Genomic DNA, 18180 nt, shown 5'->3' with positions numbered 1-18180 from the left:
ATTGCGCGAGGCTTACGTGAGAGGGATATGGAGCTTCTTGCAGACCTGGTGGAGCGCTATCAGCATCGACTGGTGCGCTACATGCTATACCTCACCGGGAGGCGAGAGTATGCGGAGGACCTTGCTCAGGAGACCTGGATTCGCGTGCTGCAACGGGGCAGCCAGTACAACGGGCGACAGCGGTTTGATCCATGGTTATTCGCGATCGCCCGCAATTTGGCAATAGATTACCTCCGGAAAAAACGAAAAGCGGTACAGACAGTTTCCTTGCCAGATGATCACGATGCAGTGCTGCTGTTACCCTCCTCCGGTCCTTCCCCATTCGAAGCCGCAGCTCGAAGCCAAGACGCAATGCGTCTGGCCGGCCGGCTGCAGATTCTGGCACCCCTGTATCGCGAGGCTTTGCTGCTGAGGTTTCAAGAAGACATGTCTCTTCCGGAGATCGCTCAGGTCGTGGGTGCCCCTGTTACAACGGTGTCGTCCAGAATCTATCGCGGTCTTGCAGCACTGAGATGCGCGTTTGAGGAGGGTGATTCGCATGGAGAGTGACAAGAGATTTCGCGAGCTTATTGACAGGTCTTTCGTAGAAGAGATTTCAGAGGGCGAAAGACAGCTCATCCGTGACCACATCCGCGACTGTGATGGCTGCAAGCGCTACGTCGAGCTAACTGCGCGTACGATTCGGGGGTTGCGGGAATTCACTTTTGTGAGTGGACCAGATTCAAATGCCCAGGTCCGTGAGATTCTTGCGCATCACACCGGGACAATGCGACAGCACAAAGTGCAATTCAAGATCTGGGCTGCATTCGCTGTAGCACTCTTGATGTCATTTGTGGGATCGGCACTCGTGTACCAGGTGGCTAGGCTCCTGGCGGCCCCAATGCATTTCGACACTTCCCAAGTCCAGCCACGCGTGCTGATCTTTTGGCTGCTGCCATCTCTTTGCTCGGCCTTATGTCTGCTCGCAGCCCCTGGTGAGAATAGAGGTATTGCATGACAGAGCAATCGGCGGTGCTTTTGGTAGCGTTCTTGGTCGGCCTTGTAGTTGCGGCTGTCTTGTTGGAAACCGCAAGACGGAATGTTCTACCCAGGTCTGCAATGGTCATCGCAGGACTGGCGATCCCGATGTGGGTAGTCTATTTTGCTTCCAGCCAGGGCCGTTCCTTACTTGCTTCCAAAGGATTTCTCAGTACCATGCCAGAAGCGCTTTGGTTTGGCTTGACGTTTGGCGCCTTCACCGCGGCTTTTTTCCTTGCCCTCGGATATATCTATGGGGACGCAAAAAGGCGTCTAATGCCTGCTTGGGCCTGGGTGATTGCCGCTTTCCTCATACCCAATTTGATTGGATTCATCCTTTATTTTCTGTTCCGAGGGCCTCTCCTTGGGCCTTGCAGTTCCTGTGGCAAGCCTATTCGGGGAGGAGAAGCATTCTGCTCACACTGCGGATGCTCGCAGGGTTCCAGTATCGGACGCACCGCAGCTGACAATCGCACAATCTGAAGTAAAAACGGTGGTAACAACCTTGCATCGCACAAAACGGAGGATGGTATGAAACGTGAGCGCGCCTTACAGGTAGTGTTGGTGGTGGTGGGCTTGCTTTATTGCTTTTGGGGCTATCTCCTGTTCGACAATCTGTGGCACCTAAAATGGCTTAGCGGGCATAGTGACGTCATGCCGATGTTCCTGAGCCTTAACACGGCGCTTGGGGTCTGTCTGTTAGTGGCCGTTAAGCATCCGGCCAAGCATCGCTTGATGATCGCCTATGGGGCGTGGTCAAGCCTTGCCCATGGGTTCACGATGACCATCATGTCGGCGCAGGCCGTGGCGCACGGGACGCACAGGAAGGATAGCCCCCAGGACATTGTGATCTTTGCCGTGATTGGAGTCACGCTGCTTGCACTCCTCCCGGCAAAACAAGCATCTCCGGTTGGCGCGCTTATCAGTGAGCCGCGCTTTGCCGAACGCTAGGGGAACCTTCCACCGCCGCGCGTGCAGCGAGATACAAGGACTTCTCAGGAGAACGCGGCGATTCGCTCTGTTGAATGTATGGGAGCCCATGAGATGAGCACTCAAGCAGCGCAGATGCTGAAGATAAGCGAGAACCGATGGACGGATGGATTCATCGTTTGAGTACTGTAGAGCGATTCCACCGTTACGGTGTCTCGGGCATGTCTGCGAGATGTCATTTTTTGGCTGAAGAACCCTGTCAACCTTGCCTCTGCAGAGTTCTTTTAGGTAAGTTGATTCGAAATTCCTTTGGTTAATTGTGGGTGCGGCTTACGTGGTCAGCTGGGTGATCTGGCGTCCGTCTGCGTTGAAGTTTGCGGGATCAAGCCAGCGTTCAAAGGCGCGCTTGCGATCGGGCCACTCCGTGTCGAGCATGGAGTACCAGGCGGAGTCGCGGCTGCGCTTTTTTATGACCATGTGCTGACGGAAGATGCCCTCGAAGGTGAATCCGAAGCGTTCCGCTGCCCGTCGCGATGGCAGATTGAGCGCGTTGCACTTCCACTCGTAGCGTCGATAGCCCAACTCCTCGAAGGCGTATCGGGCCATAAGATAGATGGTCTCGGTGGCCGCGCGGGTTCTTTGCAGTTGCGGAGAGAAGAGGATGTTGCCAACTTCGATGACGCCGTTGGGTGCGTCGATGCGCATGAGGCTGGCATAGCCGGCGGCACTTTCGGTTTGCCCAGAAGGCTGCTTCGGGAGGATGGCGAAGAAGCGGGAGACGCTGTCGTTTTCTTTGGCGCGAAGAGCCTGAAGAAGGTCCTCTTCGCGTAGGTAAGGGCCGTCGCCCAGCCACATCCAGACGGAGTCGTGGCCGTTGACGGCCGACCAGATTGCTTGGCCGTGCTGAGCGGTTACGAGCGGTTCAAGTCGAACCCATCGACCCTCCAGCACGACGGGTTGAGGCAGGCGTGCGGGCTTCCAGTCTTCCAGGTTGAGAGGGTGCTCAGACACCGGAACATGATAGCAGTGAGGCCTGCGGGCTTTGGGTCCGGCTGGAGAGAGTGCGAAGGGAAAAGAGGCACGGCTTACGCCGTACCCATCTTCTAGTTGGTCGGGTGAAAGCCGACCAAAACTATAACGAAGATCACTCCAAAGAGAATGACCAACAGCGGCCACCAGCGATCCACCCAAGACATCGACTCAGTTGACGAACTCATCGCAACATCCTCCGTTAGCTACCTTCAAATCCTAACCGAGAACCGATGTTCGACTCAATGTGCTGGTTAGGGAGCCGTGAGGAGATAGAGATCGCGCGAAGGGAATACGAAGTAATTCAGCCTCAACGTGGATTGCCGGAGTAGTCTGGCAAGGCCCGGTGATTCCCCAGAGATTGGCATTTTCGGAAGAGCGAAATTGTATGGGTAAGACGTGGCCTTGATTTGGGGGGGGTATGCAGTGGTTGTAGATTTGTAGACGTCAGCTCGCGTAGAGGAGTCTTGCATGAAAGTCGCACTCTCGATGGTCTCTGCTCTTTTGCTGCTTTTGGTATCGTTGCCTGCATCTGGCCAGAGTCCAGATACGACGGTTACTTCCGGAGACAAGTCGGCGATTTTACGGGAGTACGACCAGGCGATTGATGAGGTTGCCGAACACGCGATGCGCTCGGTGGTGCAGATAGAAGTCACCGGCTTTGGAAAGCCGGAGAGCAAAGAGGACGAGGAAGATCCGACGGCGATGCAACGACAGCGCGTGATCGGGTCGGGAGTTATCGTCGATCCGGATGGCTATATTGTCACCAACAACCACGTTGTAACGGGTGCGCTGCGGATTCGCGTGATCGTTGCACCGACGACCGTGGAGCTGATAACAGGGCACACGCAATTGGCTAATCCCCAGCGCGTGTACGAAGCTAAATTGATCGGCACGAATCGATACGCTGATCTTGCGGTCATCAAGATTGAAGCGCATGACCTGCCTGCGATTGTACTGCCGGAGGCATTTCATGTTCGTTTAGGACAGACGGTGATTGCGATTGGATCGCCACAGGGGCTGGACCATACGATCACCAAGGGGATCATCAGTGCGGTGGGAAGACAGCCTGAGCTGGATCGCCCGATGGTGTACGTGCAGACCGATGCGCCGATCAATCCGGGCAATAGCGGCGGGCCGCTGATCGATCGCGATGGCAATTTAATTGGGATCAATACATTCATTTATAGCTCCGGGGGCGGAAGCGAGGGCCTGGGATTTGCGATTCCTGAACCTGTGGTTCGGTTTGTGTATCACGAGTTGAAGGCGAACGGATTTGTGCCTTCGGTTTCGATTGGAGCGCATGCCCAGGCGATCAGTCCGGACCTTGCGGCGGGCTTGAAGCTGCCTCAGGATCATGGGGTGATCTTCTCTGACGTGGATGCAGGAGGGCCGGCCGCGAACGCGGGGATAAAGGCCGGCGATCTTGTAGAGAAGATCGATGGCGTTCCGATCGACTCGTTTCCGAAGTACACGGCTTTTCTTTATGTGCACCAGCGAGGAGCTCCGCTTCGGGTTGAGATTTTACGCGGGGGCAAACCGGTCACACTGTCGGTAAATCCGGTTGATTCGCTGCCAATGGTAGATAGCTTGTCGGATCTGACGAATCCGAAGAAGGATCTGATTCCCTCTCTCGGCATCTTTGTGATTGACCTCAACGACTTTATCGCTGCGGCGCTGCCTGGACTGCGCTCGAAGCGTGGAGTTGTCGTGGCCGGCGTTCTGGCGGGAGAGCCTGCTACTCTCGCCACACTTGAGGTGGGTGACGTGGTCCGTTCGCTTAACGGGAGGGAGCTAAATAGCTCGGAGGAGTTGCGGCAGCAGCTTGCGAACTTCAAACCGGGCGAGTCGGTGGCGTTAGAGGTGGAACGCCAGGGGGTCTTGCAGTATGTGGCCTTTGAGGTGGAGTAGCGGGATATGACGGATCGTTACGCTAGCTGCTCATTTGGATCCCGGGATTTTGAGCCACCTTGCATTCCGTTGCATGTACGGGAGAAGAGTCATGGTGCGAGGTTCGGAGGAGGTCTCGTCTCACAAAAAGAAAACGTAACACGGTGGTGCGCGACAGGATAAGATTTAGCGAAATATTCGACATGGTTTTCCTGGGGACTTAGGTTGAACGATCCGGCCCGCGCGTCTCTGCTTGAAAGATTTTCGATCTCCCTTCTGGCGGAGTTGGAGAGCGGTCCACGTGCGCGACTTTTGTCGCTCGGCATCTCCAAGCTGCTGCCGGAGTCTTCCGTTCTGGTGTATCTCCTCGACGAGAGGCGATCGATCTGGATGTTGAAGGCTGCCGTTGGTGAGGTGTCCGCCGATCGGCATGGCATTGCACTGAATTCAGGAGGCCTGGGCGCTGTGGCGACGGAGCGCATTGTGCTGCAGTTCAGCGCCGAGGAGTTGAGCCGGGAAGACTTTGCGCATCTTGATATTCGTCAGAGCTTTCGTTCTCTGACTTATATTCCTGTCTTACTTGAGGAGCAGTTACTGGGGTGCGTTGAGGTGGTTAGTTTCTCTGAACCGCCCACGGAGGATGTGCTTGCAACCATCGTGGAGATGGCCGATTGTGCAGCCGTTGCCCTCGGCACAGCTTTGCTTTATGAGTCGGAGCGAAGCGCCGGCCTCTCTTCTGTGCTTCGACTTACGCAGCTTTACGACATCGAAAAAGTGTTCAACGCGACGCTTGAGATGCAGGAGTTGCTTCCTGTGATCTGCTCGAAGGTGCAGGATCTGGTGGGGGCTTCCGCGGTGAATTTGTGGATGGTCGATCAGGACGACTTGATGCTGATCCAACAGGCGGGGGAGGATTCTGCGGCAGGAGTGGGTGATCGCCAGGTGGCCGGCGGGGGCATCGTTGGAGATGCCGGTGAAACTGGCGAAGCGGTGCTGCTGCAGGCTGAGGACGATGCACTGCAACAGCGGAATCTGCGATCGACAGACGTTGCGGCTACTTCGTTGATGGCTGCGCCTTTGGTGAAGGATGAGAGTTTAACTGGCGTGCTCGAGGTAGTCAGCTATGACCCGGAGTTTGTCTTTAGTGATGACGACCTCTTTACGTTGACTCAGGTGGCTGAGTCGGCTGCGCAGGCGCTGCACAACTCCTCCCTTTTGCAGGCAGAACGAAAGATTGAGATTCTTCAGACACTGGTGAGCGTGAGTCAGGAGATCACCTCCACGCTGAATCTGCAGCGGGTCCTGCAGGCCATCGTGAATCAGCCGCAGCTTGTGATTCCGTATGAGCGCGCCGCGATTGCCCTGGAACAGAGAAACAGGGTGACCGTGCAGGCTATCTCCGGCGTGACGAAGCTCGATCTTTCCAGCCCGGAGGCCGAGACGCTCAACGGCCTGCTGCGCTGGGTGGCGGGATTGGGGACGGAGGTTTATGTCACGCAACATGAGGAGGAGATCAGCGATCCGCGGCCCGAGACGCGCGAGAAGTTTCTCCGTTATTTTGAGACGACCGGGTCGCGCAGTTTTTACGCCATCCCTCTTGGAGATGACGAAGGCACACTGGGAATTCTTTCGTTTGAGAGCTCCGACCCCGATTTTCTGACTACGCTGCACTTTGAAATCATCAAGATTCTGGCGAGCCAGGCGACTCTGGCGTTGCGTAATGCTTCGCTCTATAAGGAAGTTCCATTTATCGGCATACTCGAGCCTTTGATTGAAAAAAGACGTCGCTTTATGGCGATTGAGAGGCGCCGACGCGCACTGATTTTGACGTCGTGCGCTGCCGTGTTACTTGCGTTGATCCTGGTGCCGTTTCCGATGCGAGTTGTCGGACAAGCGCAGGTGAGCCCAGCACAGACGCAATATGTTCACGCAGAAGAGGATAGTGTTGTGCAGCGAGTTTTCGTGCATGAGGGAGATCCAGTACAACCTGGAACTCCGCTGCTTCAGATGACGGATTGGGGTCAGCGGGCGAGTCTGGCTGCGGCACAGGCGAAGTACAACACGGCTATGGCACAGATGACTCGCGCTCTGATCGATAACGATGCAACGGTGGCGGGGCAACGTCAGCTTGAGTCGGACTATCTGCATGGCGAGGTGACCCGCTTGAGCGATAGACTCTCGCGAACGACGGTCCATGCAGAGATAGCGGGGGTTGTTGCGACGCCGCATGTCGAAGATCTTGTCGGAAAGAAACTCTCGAGCGGAGACCCTCTGGTGGAGTTGGTCAGCACGGAGAACGTAGTGGTAGATGTCGCTGTGCCGGAACGGGATGTCGAGCTTCTGAAGACGGGTGCGCCGACCAATATCAAACTGGAGTCGTTCCCGACCGCGACGTTTAGCGGGACGGTTAGTGTGATCAGTCCATCGGGCAAAGCTGAAGGCGACAGCCATGTCTTTTTTGCGAGAGTAGCGGTACCCAATCCGGCGGGTGATCTGAGGCCAGGGATGCAGGGCCTTGGAAAGATTCGAGTGGGGATGCGCCCGTTGGGCTATGTGCTGTTTCGTGATTCGGCTCTCTGGATATGGTCCAAGCTTTGGAGTTGGTTTAGCTGGTGAGGATCAGGATGAAGCGTCTTTTTGCGGTGATGATTGCGGCGGCTGGTTTGTTGGTGAGTCTTGGTTGCGCTCCGAGTAAGGCGCAGCTGCACGCCGCGCCGGTTCAAGTAGCGCACAGCACGGAGACGGCGAAGTCTCAGCTGACTAAGAGAGTGCCACCGCCGCACGAGCTCGTGGTCAGCGGCCCGATTACGCTGGAGCAACAACTGGATATTGTGGCTCTTCGATCCGGGGTGATCGTGATGCTTCCTGTGGACGTAGACACGGTGGTGCAGAAGGGTCAGTTGCTGGCCGGTCTGGATGCGCGCCAGTTGGAGGCGGATCGCAATACGGCTAGATATAAGGTCGAGAGTCTTGAAGCAGACCTGAAGAACTGGCAGTCTGAGCTGCAGGTTCGTGAGACCGATATGCGCCGGGCGGAGGCGATGCATAAAGAAGGAATCACAACCCAGGAGGCGTATGACCACAGCCGCTACGAGGTTGCCGCGAGCCAGTTTGAAGTGGAGCGGCAGCGCGGGGAGATGCTGAGCGCGAAGGCTAACCTGCAGTCCATCGATTTGGAGTTGGAGAAGACAAGATTCGTAGCGCCTTTCAAAGGGGTGGTGGCGCAACGCTATGTGCGGCTTGGCCAATATGTAACGACCGGAGATAAGCTTTTTCGGGTCATGGGCGCGTCTCCCCTCGAGGTCCGATTCACTCTGCCCGGGGCAGAGGCAGTTCTGTTGAAGCGTGGGGATTTGGTTACCGTATCGGCAACGCCTGAGTTCCAGCAGACGACCGCTGCGACGGTGACGCATGTGAGTCCTGTCGTCGACCCGGGCAGCGGCACGATTGAGGTGACTGCGGTGTTGAAGAGCAGGCTGCCGGGCCTGATCCCGGGCACGGTTGCCTCGGTACGGATTGCGAGATGAATCTCGCCGAAGCATTCAACGCTGCGCTGCCCGATCTGCCTGCACGCAGAAGCCGGACCGCGCATCCGAAGCTGGACCCTGCGCTGGTGTTCCGCGAAAATATTGAGGATGGCAATCCGATTATTGTTGCCCTCATCCGCGGCACGGACAAGATCTTTCGGTTCAGCCTGGAGCAGTGGCGAATTGTGGAGTTGTTCGATGGAACACGCGCGTACGAAGACGTAGCTAAGGCCCATGCAGAGCTCTATAACGTGGTCTACAGCACGGATGATCTGAAGGAGTTTGCCGGCGGCCTGGACGACGCTGACTTCTGGTACAAGACGCCGCTGGAAAAGAATATTGCGCTGCAGCAGAAGCTTGAAAGCAGCCGGCATCAACATACGCATCGCAAATCGAAGTGGGGCGACATCTCACACATGCAGTTTTCGGCGTGGGATCCTGACCGGTACTTCAATTGGATCTATCCTTATTCGCGATGGATTTACTCGCGATGGTTTACGGCACTCACGCTGCTTCTGTTTGGGTTCATGATGACTTTGTTCATCGCTAACTGGAGCCAGATTGATCGAGATACGGTTCAGTTCTATACGTTCACGGAGAAGAGCGCGGGCGATCTTGCGGAGTTCTGGATTCTGTTTTTAATACTGGGCTTCTTCCATGAGTCTGCGCATGGGCTGACCTGCAAGCACTACGGAGCGGAGGTCCACGCGATGGGCTTTCATCTTATCTTTCTGACTCCGGCATTTTTTGTGGATGTCAGTGAGGCCTGGGTTTACGCAAACCGCTGGCAACGTCTGGTTACGATCATCGCCGGGATATGGGTGGAGATGATCTTCTGTGCTTTTGCGACGATCGTGTGGTGGGGTACCCCTGCGGGAAGCGATGCGCACGACCTTGCTTACAAGATCATGCTGTTGACTGGTGTCGCGGTGATCGTTGTGAATATGAATCCGCTGATCAAGCTGGATGGCTACTACGCTTTTTCTGAGGTGATTGGCTTCTCGGATATCAAGGAGAAGTCGACGGCGTATCTCTCGGGTTTGGTCAGGGGGAGGATCTTCCGGCTTCCGGTCGAGGTAGAGTATGTGCCCAAGCGCAGGCGTTTCGGCTATCTTGCGTACGCCATTCTCTCTGGCGTTTATAGCTACAGCCTTCTCTACACCGTGATACGTTTCAGCCATAACGTTTTTCTGAAGTACAGTCCCGACTGGGCGTTTCTGCCTGCCCTGGCGTTGGGTATGGTCATCTTCCGCTCGCGTATTCGCATCTTTCTGAGGTTCTCACAAACCGTGTATCTGGATAAAAAAGACCGGGTTCGATCGTGGATCACCGCTACTCGCTTGAGTGTGGCTGCGGCTGTTCTCCTTGTTGTTTTGTTTGCGCCGGTTTTGCATGAGACGGTGAGCGCCAGGTTTGTTCTGGAGCCAAGCCGGCGTGAGGTGGTGAGAACGATTGTTCCTGGCCGGGTTGCGGAGGTTCTGGTTGCTGAGGGACAGAGTGTTGCGGCAGGCGAGCCATTGGTCAGAATGCAAAATGCGCAGGTAGATGCCGGGCGTACAAGGTCGCAGGAGGACTTTGCACTTACCGGGGTGAAACGGGTGCAGGCTCAACTTACGCAAGCCGATCTCGGGGCTGTGTCCCAGGAGCATACCCGCGCGGGAGTAGAGCGAACCATTGCAGAGGAGGAGACTGCCCAACTTGCTCCGAGTGCGCCGGTGGCGGGTACGGTGATGACGCCGCATCTGCGGGATCTTGCGGGCACCTACCTGGATGCGGGAGCGGCGATTGCAGAGATTGGCGAGACCGAACAGATGCGGGTTCGCATGTTCGTCGTGGAATATGCAGTGCCACGGGTGCGGAACGGAGCCAAGGTTCATCTGCTGGTGGATGGACGATTCTCGCCGGCATACACTCGCGTTGAGGATATGCAGCCGGCACCGGAGGTTTTGGCGCCTGCGCTCGAGGGAATCAAGAAGGGCAAAGAGGGAGACATTCTGAAGTACTACGTGGCCGATGCGTTGATACCCAACGATGGGACTCTGCACGATGGGATGACTGGAACTGCAAAGATTGCGGTGCGAAGTCGAAGCGTGATGGGGCTCATGGGCAAAGAGGTACGGGAGTTTTTTGATCGGAAGATCTGGTGAGGGAGAGCTTAACGAGAAGGAGGAAGAGCCTTAACTCTTCCTCCTTTACGTACTTCGGCAAGAGAACCAAGAACGAACTTCCAAAGAAACATCACAGCCCTAAAGAACCGCAAAGCGTGCAATCACATCTGGATGGAGAGGCCCAATTGGCAGATATCTGCTTCTAAAAGTCCACTGCTCTCTTGGAGAGAGCCACTTTGGACAGGTGGGCTTGCTTGGAAAGCGAGATCTGCTTGGACAGGTGAGCTTGCTTGGACAGCGAGATCTGTTTGGACAGGTGAGCTTGCTTGGACAGGGAGACGCCGCCAGCGGCCTTCTTTGCCAGCATGACGCGGCTGGCGACTGGAGCGTTCGATACGGAAACGTCTGACTTGGCGCTCTTGGTGGCTGGGGCAGACTTCTTGGTTGATTCGAGGTTGCTGATCAATGATTTCTTCTGGATAGCCATGATGTGTTTCCTCCGAATGTCTGAATCAGCTAGTTGCTGTTGCCATACATCGTTGCAATCCCCGTGCCAAACGCTAATGAGCTCGTTCCATGCGAAAACAGGGTGATTTTGTGGGGTCTCCTGCTCTGCTGCTGTCTTCTATGTCTCCAATAGCCTGAGCCTGGGGGCAAATTTAACCTGGCTAGGGTTAAATTTTAACCCTCCTGACTGAGCTGATATTTGCGACAGAGATACTTCATCTTTTCCTTGGAGATCTGCAACAGGGCGGCGGCTCCGTTCTTAGTGCCAGCCCTGCGCAGGGCCGCCGTCAGATAGGCGACTTCGATACGGGCTAACTCATCGTCGAGATCGAGGCCGTCGGCAGGGACCAGGATCTCATCCTGCTTGGCCTTATTCTCGTACAGCACTTTGTCGGGGAGATGCTGAACTTCAATCAGATCGCCATCGACCATGAGGGCCAGACGCTGGGCCAGATTTTCCAGTTCTCTTACGTTCCCCGGCCAGGTGCTGGTCTCGAGCACCTGCAAGGCCTCGGGCGAAAAGCGCTTCTGCGGCAGATCCCCTGCGGTGCAATACATCCTGAGATAGTGGTCCAGCAGGAGAGGCACATCTCCTGTGCGCTCCCTCAAGGGCGGAAGGAAGACAGGGATGACGCAGATCCGGTAGTAGAGGTCTTCGCGGAACTGACCCCTTTTCACCATCTGGTCGAGGTCGTCGTTGGTCGCGGCGATCAGTCTGAAGTCTATCTTCCGCGGACTTTTGCCGCCGATTCGCTGGACGACCCTCTCCTGAAGCACGCGGAGCAGCTTGCTCTGGAGCGGCAGGCTGAGTGAGCCGATCTCGTCGAGGAATAATGTCCCGCCGTCGGCTAACTCAATCTGTCCGGGATGGGTGGCGTGAGCACCGGTGAAGGATCCTTTTTCGTGGCCGAAGAGCTCGGACTCCATCAGGGTCTCGGGGAGAGCGGCGCAGTTGACGCTGATTATGGGCTGATTGCGGCGGGGGCTTAAGGAGACGATGGCGCGAGCTGCGAGTTCTTTCCCGGTGCCGCTCTCTCCGCGCAGCATGACGGTGCTGTTGCTCGCTGCTACGCGGCGGAGGATGTCATAGACACGCTGCATGGCTTCGCTGGCGCCGATCATCTCGCAGAAGGTGCTCTTGCGCGCGATCTCGCTGCGAAGCTGGTTTGCTTCGAGCCGCTCGCGATGGCGGGCACCTGCCTCCAGGAGGTACTCCCGGAGTTCGGGAAAGTCTACCGGCGCGAGGAGGAACTCGTCTCCGCCAGCTTTTTTTGTACGCTGACGGGCGTTTCGCAGAGGGGTGCGCGAGATGGCGAGGCATAGAATCTGCGGCGCGGCAGCACGCACGGATTCGATGTAGGCAAAGACGTCGGTGCCGTTGGGGACGATCGTGTCGAGATCGATGACGACGATCTCGGGGGCTTGCTCGGCGAGGCTTTGGAAGAGGGCTACTGAATCGGGAGCCATGCGGATGAAGAACGCCGGTGCCAGCTCCTGGCCGATATCAAGAAGAGCCGCGTCATCGCTGGTTGCAAAGAGCAGCTTTAGTCCGTCATGGGGTCCTTCTGCCGTTGCAATCTTTGCCACGTACAGCCTCAGTTGGAAAGAGTTGATTCGACATTACAGCAAAGCTGCGACGATTTCGGAATTTATCTTGTGAACTGTGCCTTGATCATGGCTCTGACTTATTGGGCGACTTGAAGGTTCCCGGAGTTCAGCGCACCTCGGCGGTAAACTGCCTCACCCACTCGTGTCCCTTCAGTACGAACATGCCTGAGTCAACCGTCCCGACGGGGCCCAGGTCGTTGACGTCGATCCGCATTGCGAGCTTGCCTCCATCCAGCACATCCACCCTTCGCGCTACCTTTATACCGTTGAAGTCGCTAAAGTTCATTCTTCGCGTCTCTAACCCATTCCCATAGGTCTTTACTAGTTGCCCTATCTGATCGAACCAATAGCCATTGAACTGCTTTGCGTCTGGTATGCCGTCGGGGCTCTCGTATCCTCTCGCCACCCGGATGGTTGGGTTCCCGTCAATTGTGTCGCGCTTGATCCTCCAGTCTGACTCGACGAATGTGTCGTCGGCCGGTATTGGCTCCATGTCTACTAGAACGATCCGCAGGAGTCCTGCCATTGGACCCTCCGTAAGCAGATAGCGCTTATCGCCATTCCGGCTACGCACGACGCGGCTGGCACCCAGCGCCGCTTCGCGCCGCCACTGAGTGGCGCTCACCCATGTGTCGGTATAGTTTCCAGTTTCCAAATTGCCTGAACTTCCGCGAATCTTGAACTCCGCTCGAACCACATACGACGGACCAGATCCCGCGGCGGGAAAACTAGCCTTCCTGCCACGATCAAAGTAGGTTCGCGCAGTCTCGAAGCTCTCTACTCCGGTGGGTCGCACGGTCTTGAACGGGATCGTGACTGTTGTTACAACCTGAACCGGCAATCCATCGAAGACATACGGCTTGAAGTTCATATTCGTGATTCGCTGACGAGCCGAGTCATTGAGTCCTGGGTTGTCGCTAAGAACGCTGCCGATATCTCGGATCGTGCCTTCGCGATCGATAACTACTTTCGCCATCAATACACCTTCCAAGGGACCTTGCTCCAGCGGCGGCCATTCAGCAATATTCTGCGGGAGGAGATTCTTTCGCATCGCTAGTTCGTCGACCACTCTTGTCTGCAAGATGGGATCACCAGCGCTTGTTCCTATATCGAAGAGCTGCGGTGTTGTGTCTTTCAAGTCTTCGAGCAAGATAACCTTCGCGGTGACCTCGGCTCCGCTGCCACCTGACGTAACCTTGCGGGCGATACTCCGCCCGTGAAAATCGGCTACGTCTTGAAGGCCCGCCTCGTATCCTAGTCCGCTTACAAAAGACACACCGCTTGCACCGAGATAGATCCCCGCTCCAATTCCCTTCGAGACAACCCCGTCGCTTCCCATCTCGACCCAACTGATGTGTGTTTGTCCGACGAGAGTCTTCTCTTCTCCCGTTCTCACATTTGCGAGCAGCCTCTCCAGGTCGGGCACCGGTTTGACCAGCGCCACGGCTGTTTCGCGCAGCCATTCCGGAAAGTATTCGCCTTTATTTTTCTGCCGGTCTTTCCCATCGTTCACGATCTCGATCTGGTGGAACTCCGGAGACTTTACCTCTCTCCGCCACCTGCCAGGTCCGGCCCACCAAATCTCTACTTCACCTGTTCGTCCTGATGCTTTGTCTCGCTCGAAGCTTGGTGCTAGCACAGCCTTCAGGTGAAATGGCTTAGTCCCTGGCTGATCCAATGTATTTTGCTCTACTGCCTTCTTCACTTTTGCAGTTAGATCTTCAGCTCGCATTGTGACGGGGCACACCACAGCCGCCACCATCACCGCTGCTACTAGTCTCTTTCGCATTGCTGAACTTTACACGCTTTGGCAAGCGTGAAAAAGCAATATGAGACGATCCACACGGCTAGCGGACGACCTGGAAGGTGCGGCCCCAGCGGGCGAAGTCGACTACGGAGTCTATTTTGCCGGGGTGACGGCGAGTGGTGGCGGTGGCGGATTGGGCTATGCTGGCGTCGTTGCCTCCGTAGCCGTCGGTGTCGTCGGCTTCGTGGGGCTGAAGGGAGAAGTAGATGAGCAGGGGTTTGCCTACGATGGCTTCGCGGGGGACGAAGCCCCAGTAGCGGCTGTCTTCGCTGTCGTTGCGGTTGTCGCCGAGGACAAAGTAGTTGCCGATGGGGATGATGAGCTCGTTGTTTTCGATGAGGGAGCGCATGCGGATCCACCAGTGGGAGTCGATCTCTGGGTCGGCACTCTGGAGACGGGGGAAGTTGTCGCGGAAGTTGTCTGGTGGGCTGGGGCGGTAGACGGCGTAAGGCTCAGTGAGGGCGTGTCCGTTGATGTAGACGCGGCCATCGCGGAGGCGGAGATGGTCGCCGGGGAGTCCAATGACGCGCTTGACGAGGTGGAGGGTGGCGTCGACGGGATCGTGAAAGACGATGACGTCGCCGCGGTGAATGGCGGCAGTGGGAAGGAGGGTGCCGGCGCCGTCGGGTGCCACGGCCTGCTTGTCGACGAGGAGGAAGTCGCCGACGAGGAGGGTGGACTCCATGGATTCGGAGGGGATGCGGAAGGGCTGTACGCAGAAGGTAATGATGAAGATGGCAATGACGATGAGGTGCAGAAGAGATTGGAGGGCGGTGAAGACGCTGGGCCTGTCGTGGTGGGCTAAGTGATGCCGGTGGGTTAAAGGGTGGCTGGGTAGCGGCGGACGGGCCTGTGGGGTGCCGGACGTGTCGGAAGAGCTGTGGGTTCCGGGACGGCTGGAGGCGACGGCGGGCTGGGTCATTCGACCACCTCCGCGGTTACTTCCAGAGCGGCGGCTTCTGCTACGAGGCGGGCTTCGGCGACAAGACGCTCGAATGCCAGGCGGGCTGCGGCTTGCTGGGCTTGTTTCTTGGTGGAGCCTTCGGATTCGGCTAGTGCACGGGAGACGCCGGATTTGTCTTCGATGCGGACTTCGACGCGAAAGCGCTTCTGATGGTCGGGTCCGCTCTGGTCGGTGAGAACGTACTGGGGCTGGCCTGCGCCGGTGGCTTGCAGATGCTCCTGCAGGGCGGATTTGTGGTCGCCGATGGCGCCGCTGAAGGTCTTGCTACCCTGAAGGGCGAGGTTGAGGTCGGGGAGAGCGGGCTCGATGATGTGTCTTTCGATGAAGGCGCGGGCGGCGTCAAGGCCTCCGTCGAGATAGAGGGCTGCGATGACGGCTTCAAGGGCGTTGGCCAGGAGCGCGGGCTTCTTGCGGCCGCCGCTTTGTTCTTCGCCGCGTCCGAGACGGAGGAGCGAGCCGAGGTCGATGCGGGCGGCTACCTCGCCGAGGTGGCTGCGGCTGACGAGGGAGGCGCGGAGGCGGGTGAGTTCGCCCTCGCGAGAGGCTGGGAAGCGACGGAAGAGAGCTTCGGCGACGGCGAGACCGAGAACGGCATCGCCGACGAACTCAAGCTGCTCGTTGTCGGCGGCGGGGTCAGGGAGAGTCTCAGGGCTGGTCTCATAGGCAAGCGAACGGTGAGTGAGAGCCCAGGTGAGGAGTTCGGGACGCTGGAAGATGTGATCGAACAGGGCCGGGGGGGCGGCGTTCGGGTGCGATCGTCCGGGCTTTTTGTGACGCGTCGTCATAGAACTTCCCTGCTCTACTTTACCGGACCGAGATGGTCCCGTGCTAAGGGGTAGACGCTCGTTGGTAAAGGAATGAAGCGGTTTTTCAGGGAAAGCTTACTCTTGCGGATGGGAGCAAAGACAGAAACGAGTTGACGGGATAGAAAGCGAAAGCAAATGCGGGGATTCTTCGCTGCGCTCAGAATGACGACGCAAGAACAAGCAAATGCAACGGCAACGGCATCCCTAATGCGGGGGTGGGGGGCGGTAGGCGTCTTTTTCGGCTTTGCCGCTGGGGTCCAGCGGGGCGTCGTCGTCTTCTTCTTGTTGATGAGCGACTTTTGGAGCTACGAAGGGCTCCTTGATTCCCTTTTCGGCGGCGGCTTTGGTGTCGGGCTGGGCGTCGCGGACGGTGAGGGCGGCCTGGTACTCGGATACGGCCTTCTTGCGATCGTCTTTGACGTCGTAGAGACGGCCTAAGTAGATGTGCGACCAGGCGAGGGTTCGGGGGTCCTTGGAGGAGTCGAGTACCTCCTGAAAGTCGGCGAAGGCGGCCCCGGGCTGGCGCTGCATGAGGTTGACGCGGGCGAGAACGTAATGGGCCTGGGCGTGGTCGCCTTTGGGGTCGGCGAGAACTTTGTTGGCGATGTCGGAGGCACCGTCGAGGTCGCCCTTGAAGATCTTCTCTTCGGCCAGTTGCAGGCCCGTGAGCTGCTGGGGGGCGCGACGAAGAACATCACGGCTGCCGGAGGGCAGAAAGGCGATCTGCTGGGCATGATGGCGCTCCCGCTCTACGTCCATACCGTAGACCATCTCGCCCATGTACTCCTTGAGGCTGACGGACTCCTTCTCCATCTGGCCGACCTGGTTGTAGAAGTACTCGGTGAGGATCCAGCCCTGACGCATGGCAAGGTCGACGGCTTTGCGGCGGGTGGCTTCGGCTTCGCGATCGTAGGCGCTAAGGTCGGCGTTGTACTGCTCGATCTCGGCGCGCTGCTTGACCGCGGTGGGCTTGGTTGGTTTGGAGATGCCTACATCCATGGTTCTGTCTTCGACCGCTTTGATGAGGCACTCGGTGATGAGAGGAACGATCTCAGTCTTGTAGACGTAGTCGAGGGGCGCGTCCTGAACGGCTTTGAGCAGAGGCTGGAGGCGCTCCATGGCGGAGGCGCGGGAGTAGACCAGAGGCTCAATCTCGTAGTGAAGATAGCTGTGGCGGATGTCGTCCATGTGGACTGCGCCGAGAGGTTCGGCCGAGGGCGAGGTGACGACGATGTAGTCGTTGGAGTAGATGCGGGCGTTAGTGGTGGAGGGAGAGAGCATGGGCTCGAGGAGGACGAGGAAGCGGCGCCCATCGTAGCTGCTGACTGGAAGGTGGAGGTAGACGTTCGTGTTGAGGATCGTGCGTGTAAGGGGATCGTGGACGCGCTTGAGGAGGTCTTCGTACTCGGGACGATGTTCGATCCAGATGGCGTGGAGGTGGACGTCGTCGGCGAAGGTTCTTAGCAAGGGAAGAATGTTGACGACCTGGGTGGAGTCGGGAGGCAGCTCTGTCTCGCCGACGATGGGGGAGAGGGTTGGGGGCGGAGATAGATAAAGAGCGAGCGAGATGTACTGGGCAAGGTTGAGACTGGCGTCGTTCAGGGTGTGCTCGCGGACGTAGCCGCAGAGTGCGTCCCTGGTGGTGCGGGCTTCGGGAGAGGCGGCAACCTGCGCGTTGATGTCATCGCGAATCCTCAGGCGTACTGGGGCGGAGTTGGCGAGATCAGCGTCGTAGCCGCAAACGTTGAGCGCAACGGCAAGGTAGAAGAGAGGCTCGCTGGTTTCGAGAGTGATGGCCGAACCGCCGGCTTCGGGTTGAGCAATGCGGGGGGCGGATTTGGTGGGGGGTTCTTTGGAGATGGTCGTGTCGGTTGCGCCCTCTGAGCTGCTGCTTGAGGAGCTTGACTGGGCCCTGGCAGCGAGAGGCGTCAAGAAAAGGGATGACGCGAGACACACGGAGATAAAGGCGGGATGGGGCCAGGAAGAC

14 protein-coding genes are annotated in these 18180 nt (G+C 57.4%); 7 read left to right on the top strand and 7 right to left on the bottom strand.

What is annotated here, in order from left to right:
- The first annotated feature begins 27 nt into the window (after nucleotides 1-27).
- The 3 genes from HDF08_RS01895 (at nucleotide 28) to HDF08_RS01885 (ending at nucleotide 1968) form a co-directional block, all read left to right on the top strand.
- Entirely contained in the window at nucleotides 28-549 is a 522-nt protein-coding gene (locus HDF08_RS01895; protein WP_257030831.1) for an RNA polymerase sigma factor, read from the top strand.
- Between the two features lie 444 nt (nucleotides 550-993).
- Entirely contained in the window at nucleotides 994-1500 is a 507-nt protein-coding gene (locus HDF08_RS22055; RefSeq protein ID WP_179636753.1) for a zinc ribbon domain-containing protein, read from the top strand.
- A gap of 48 nt (nucleotides 1501-1548) precedes the next feature.
- Nucleotides 1549-1968 (top strand): DUF6632 domain-containing protein, encoded by a 420-nt coding sequence (locus HDF08_RS01885; RefSeq protein ID WP_179636752.1) that lies wholly within the window; start codon nucleotides 1549-1551, stop codon nucleotides 1966-1968.
- 309 nt (nucleotides 1969-2277) lie between these two features.
- On the opposite strand, the gene HDF08_RS01880 is transcribed toward HDF08_RS01885, so the two are convergent.
- Complete coding sequence (locus HDF08_RS01880) at nucleotides 2278-2958, bottom strand: GNAT family N-acetyltransferase (RefSeq protein WP_179636750.1); 681 nt, start codon at nucleotides 2956-2958, stop codon at nucleotides 2278-2280.
- Nucleotides 2959-3447: 489 nt separating this feature from the next.
- Between HDF08_RS01880 and HDF08_RS01875 the strand changes: the two genes are divergently transcribed.
- The 4 genes from HDF08_RS01875 (at nucleotide 3448) to HDF08_RS01860 (ending at nucleotide 10540) form a co-directional block, all read left to right on the top strand.
- Nucleotides 3448-4887: a trypsin-like peptidase domain-containing protein gene (locus HDF08_RS01875; RefSeq protein ID WP_179636749.1), complete on the top strand. Its 1440-nt coding sequence runs from the start codon at nucleotides 3448-3450 to the stop codon at nucleotides 4885-4887.
- A gap of 204 nt (nucleotides 4888-5091) precedes the next feature.
- Nucleotides 5092-7482, top strand: a complete 2391-nt coding sequence (locus HDF08_RS01870) for a GAF domain-containing protein (RefSeq protein WP_179636747.1) — start codon at nucleotides 5092-5094, stop codon at nucleotides 7480-7482.
- Between the two features lie 8 nt (nucleotides 7483-7490).
- Entirely contained in the window at nucleotides 7491-8393 is a 903-nt protein-coding gene (locus HDF08_RS01865; RefSeq protein ID WP_179636745.1) for an efflux RND transporter periplasmic adaptor subunit, read from the top strand.
- A complete protein-coding gene (locus HDF08_RS01860) occupies nucleotides 8390-10540 on the top strand; it encodes an HlyD family efflux transporter periplasmic adaptor subunit (protein ID WP_179636743.1) in 2151 nt (716 codons plus the stop codon). Before HDF08_RS01865 ends, HDF08_RS01860 begins: the two co-directional genes overlap by 4 nt.
- Nucleotides 10541-10703: 163 nt before the next feature.
- Here HDF08_RS01860 and HDF08_RS01855 read toward each other — a convergent pair whose 3' ends face one another.
- From HDF08_RS01855 to HDF08_RS01830, 6 genes are all read right to left on the bottom strand, one after another.
- Complete coding sequence (locus HDF08_RS01855; protein WP_179636741.1) at nucleotides 10704-10988, bottom strand: hypothetical protein; 285 nt, start codon at nucleotides 10986-10988, stop codon at nucleotides 10704-10706.
- Between the two features lie 194 nt (nucleotides 10989-11182).
- The gene (locus HDF08_RS01850; protein WP_179636739.1) at nucleotides 11183-12595 is read right to left on the bottom strand and encodes a sigma 54-interacting transcriptional regulator; all 1413 of its coding nucleotides are present in this window, start codon (nucleotides 12593-12595) and stop codon (nucleotides 11183-11185) included.
- A 127-nt stretch (nucleotides 12596-12722) separates the two neighbouring features.
- Nucleotides 12723-14405, bottom strand: a complete 1683-nt coding sequence (locus HDF08_RS01845; protein ID WP_179636738.1) for an energy transducer TonB — start codon at nucleotides 14403-14405, stop codon at nucleotides 12723-12725.
- A 58-nt stretch (nucleotides 14406-14463) separates the two neighbouring features.
- Entirely contained in the window at nucleotides 14464-15345 is an 882-nt protein-coding gene (gene lepB / locus HDF08_RS01840; RefSeq protein ID WP_179636737.1) for a signal peptidase I, read from the bottom strand.
- Nucleotides 15342-16172, bottom strand: a complete 831-nt coding sequence (gene rnc / locus HDF08_RS01835; protein WP_179636736.1) for a ribonuclease III — start codon at nucleotides 16170-16172, stop codon at nucleotides 15342-15344. The genes lepB and rnc overlap by 4 nt, the downstream gene beginning before the upstream one ends.
- A gap of 225 nt (nucleotides 16173-16397) precedes the next feature.
- Nucleotides 16398-18125 (bottom strand): tetratricopeptide repeat protein, encoded by a 1728-nt coding sequence (locus tag HDF08_RS01830; RefSeq protein WP_218884473.1) that lies wholly within the window; start codon nucleotides 18123-18125, stop codon nucleotides 16398-16400.
- Nucleotides 18126-18180: the final 55 nt, after the last annotated feature.

It is taken from the genome of Tunturiibacter empetritectus, from assembly GCF_013410875.1.
In the GTDB taxonomy this organism is placed as follows: Bacteria; Acidobacteriota; Terriglobia; order Terriglobales; family Acidobacteriaceae; genus Edaphobacter; species Edaphobacter empetritectus.
Note: the sequence above shows the minus strand (reverse complement) of the source record. Positions and strands in the feature narration are given on the sequence as shown.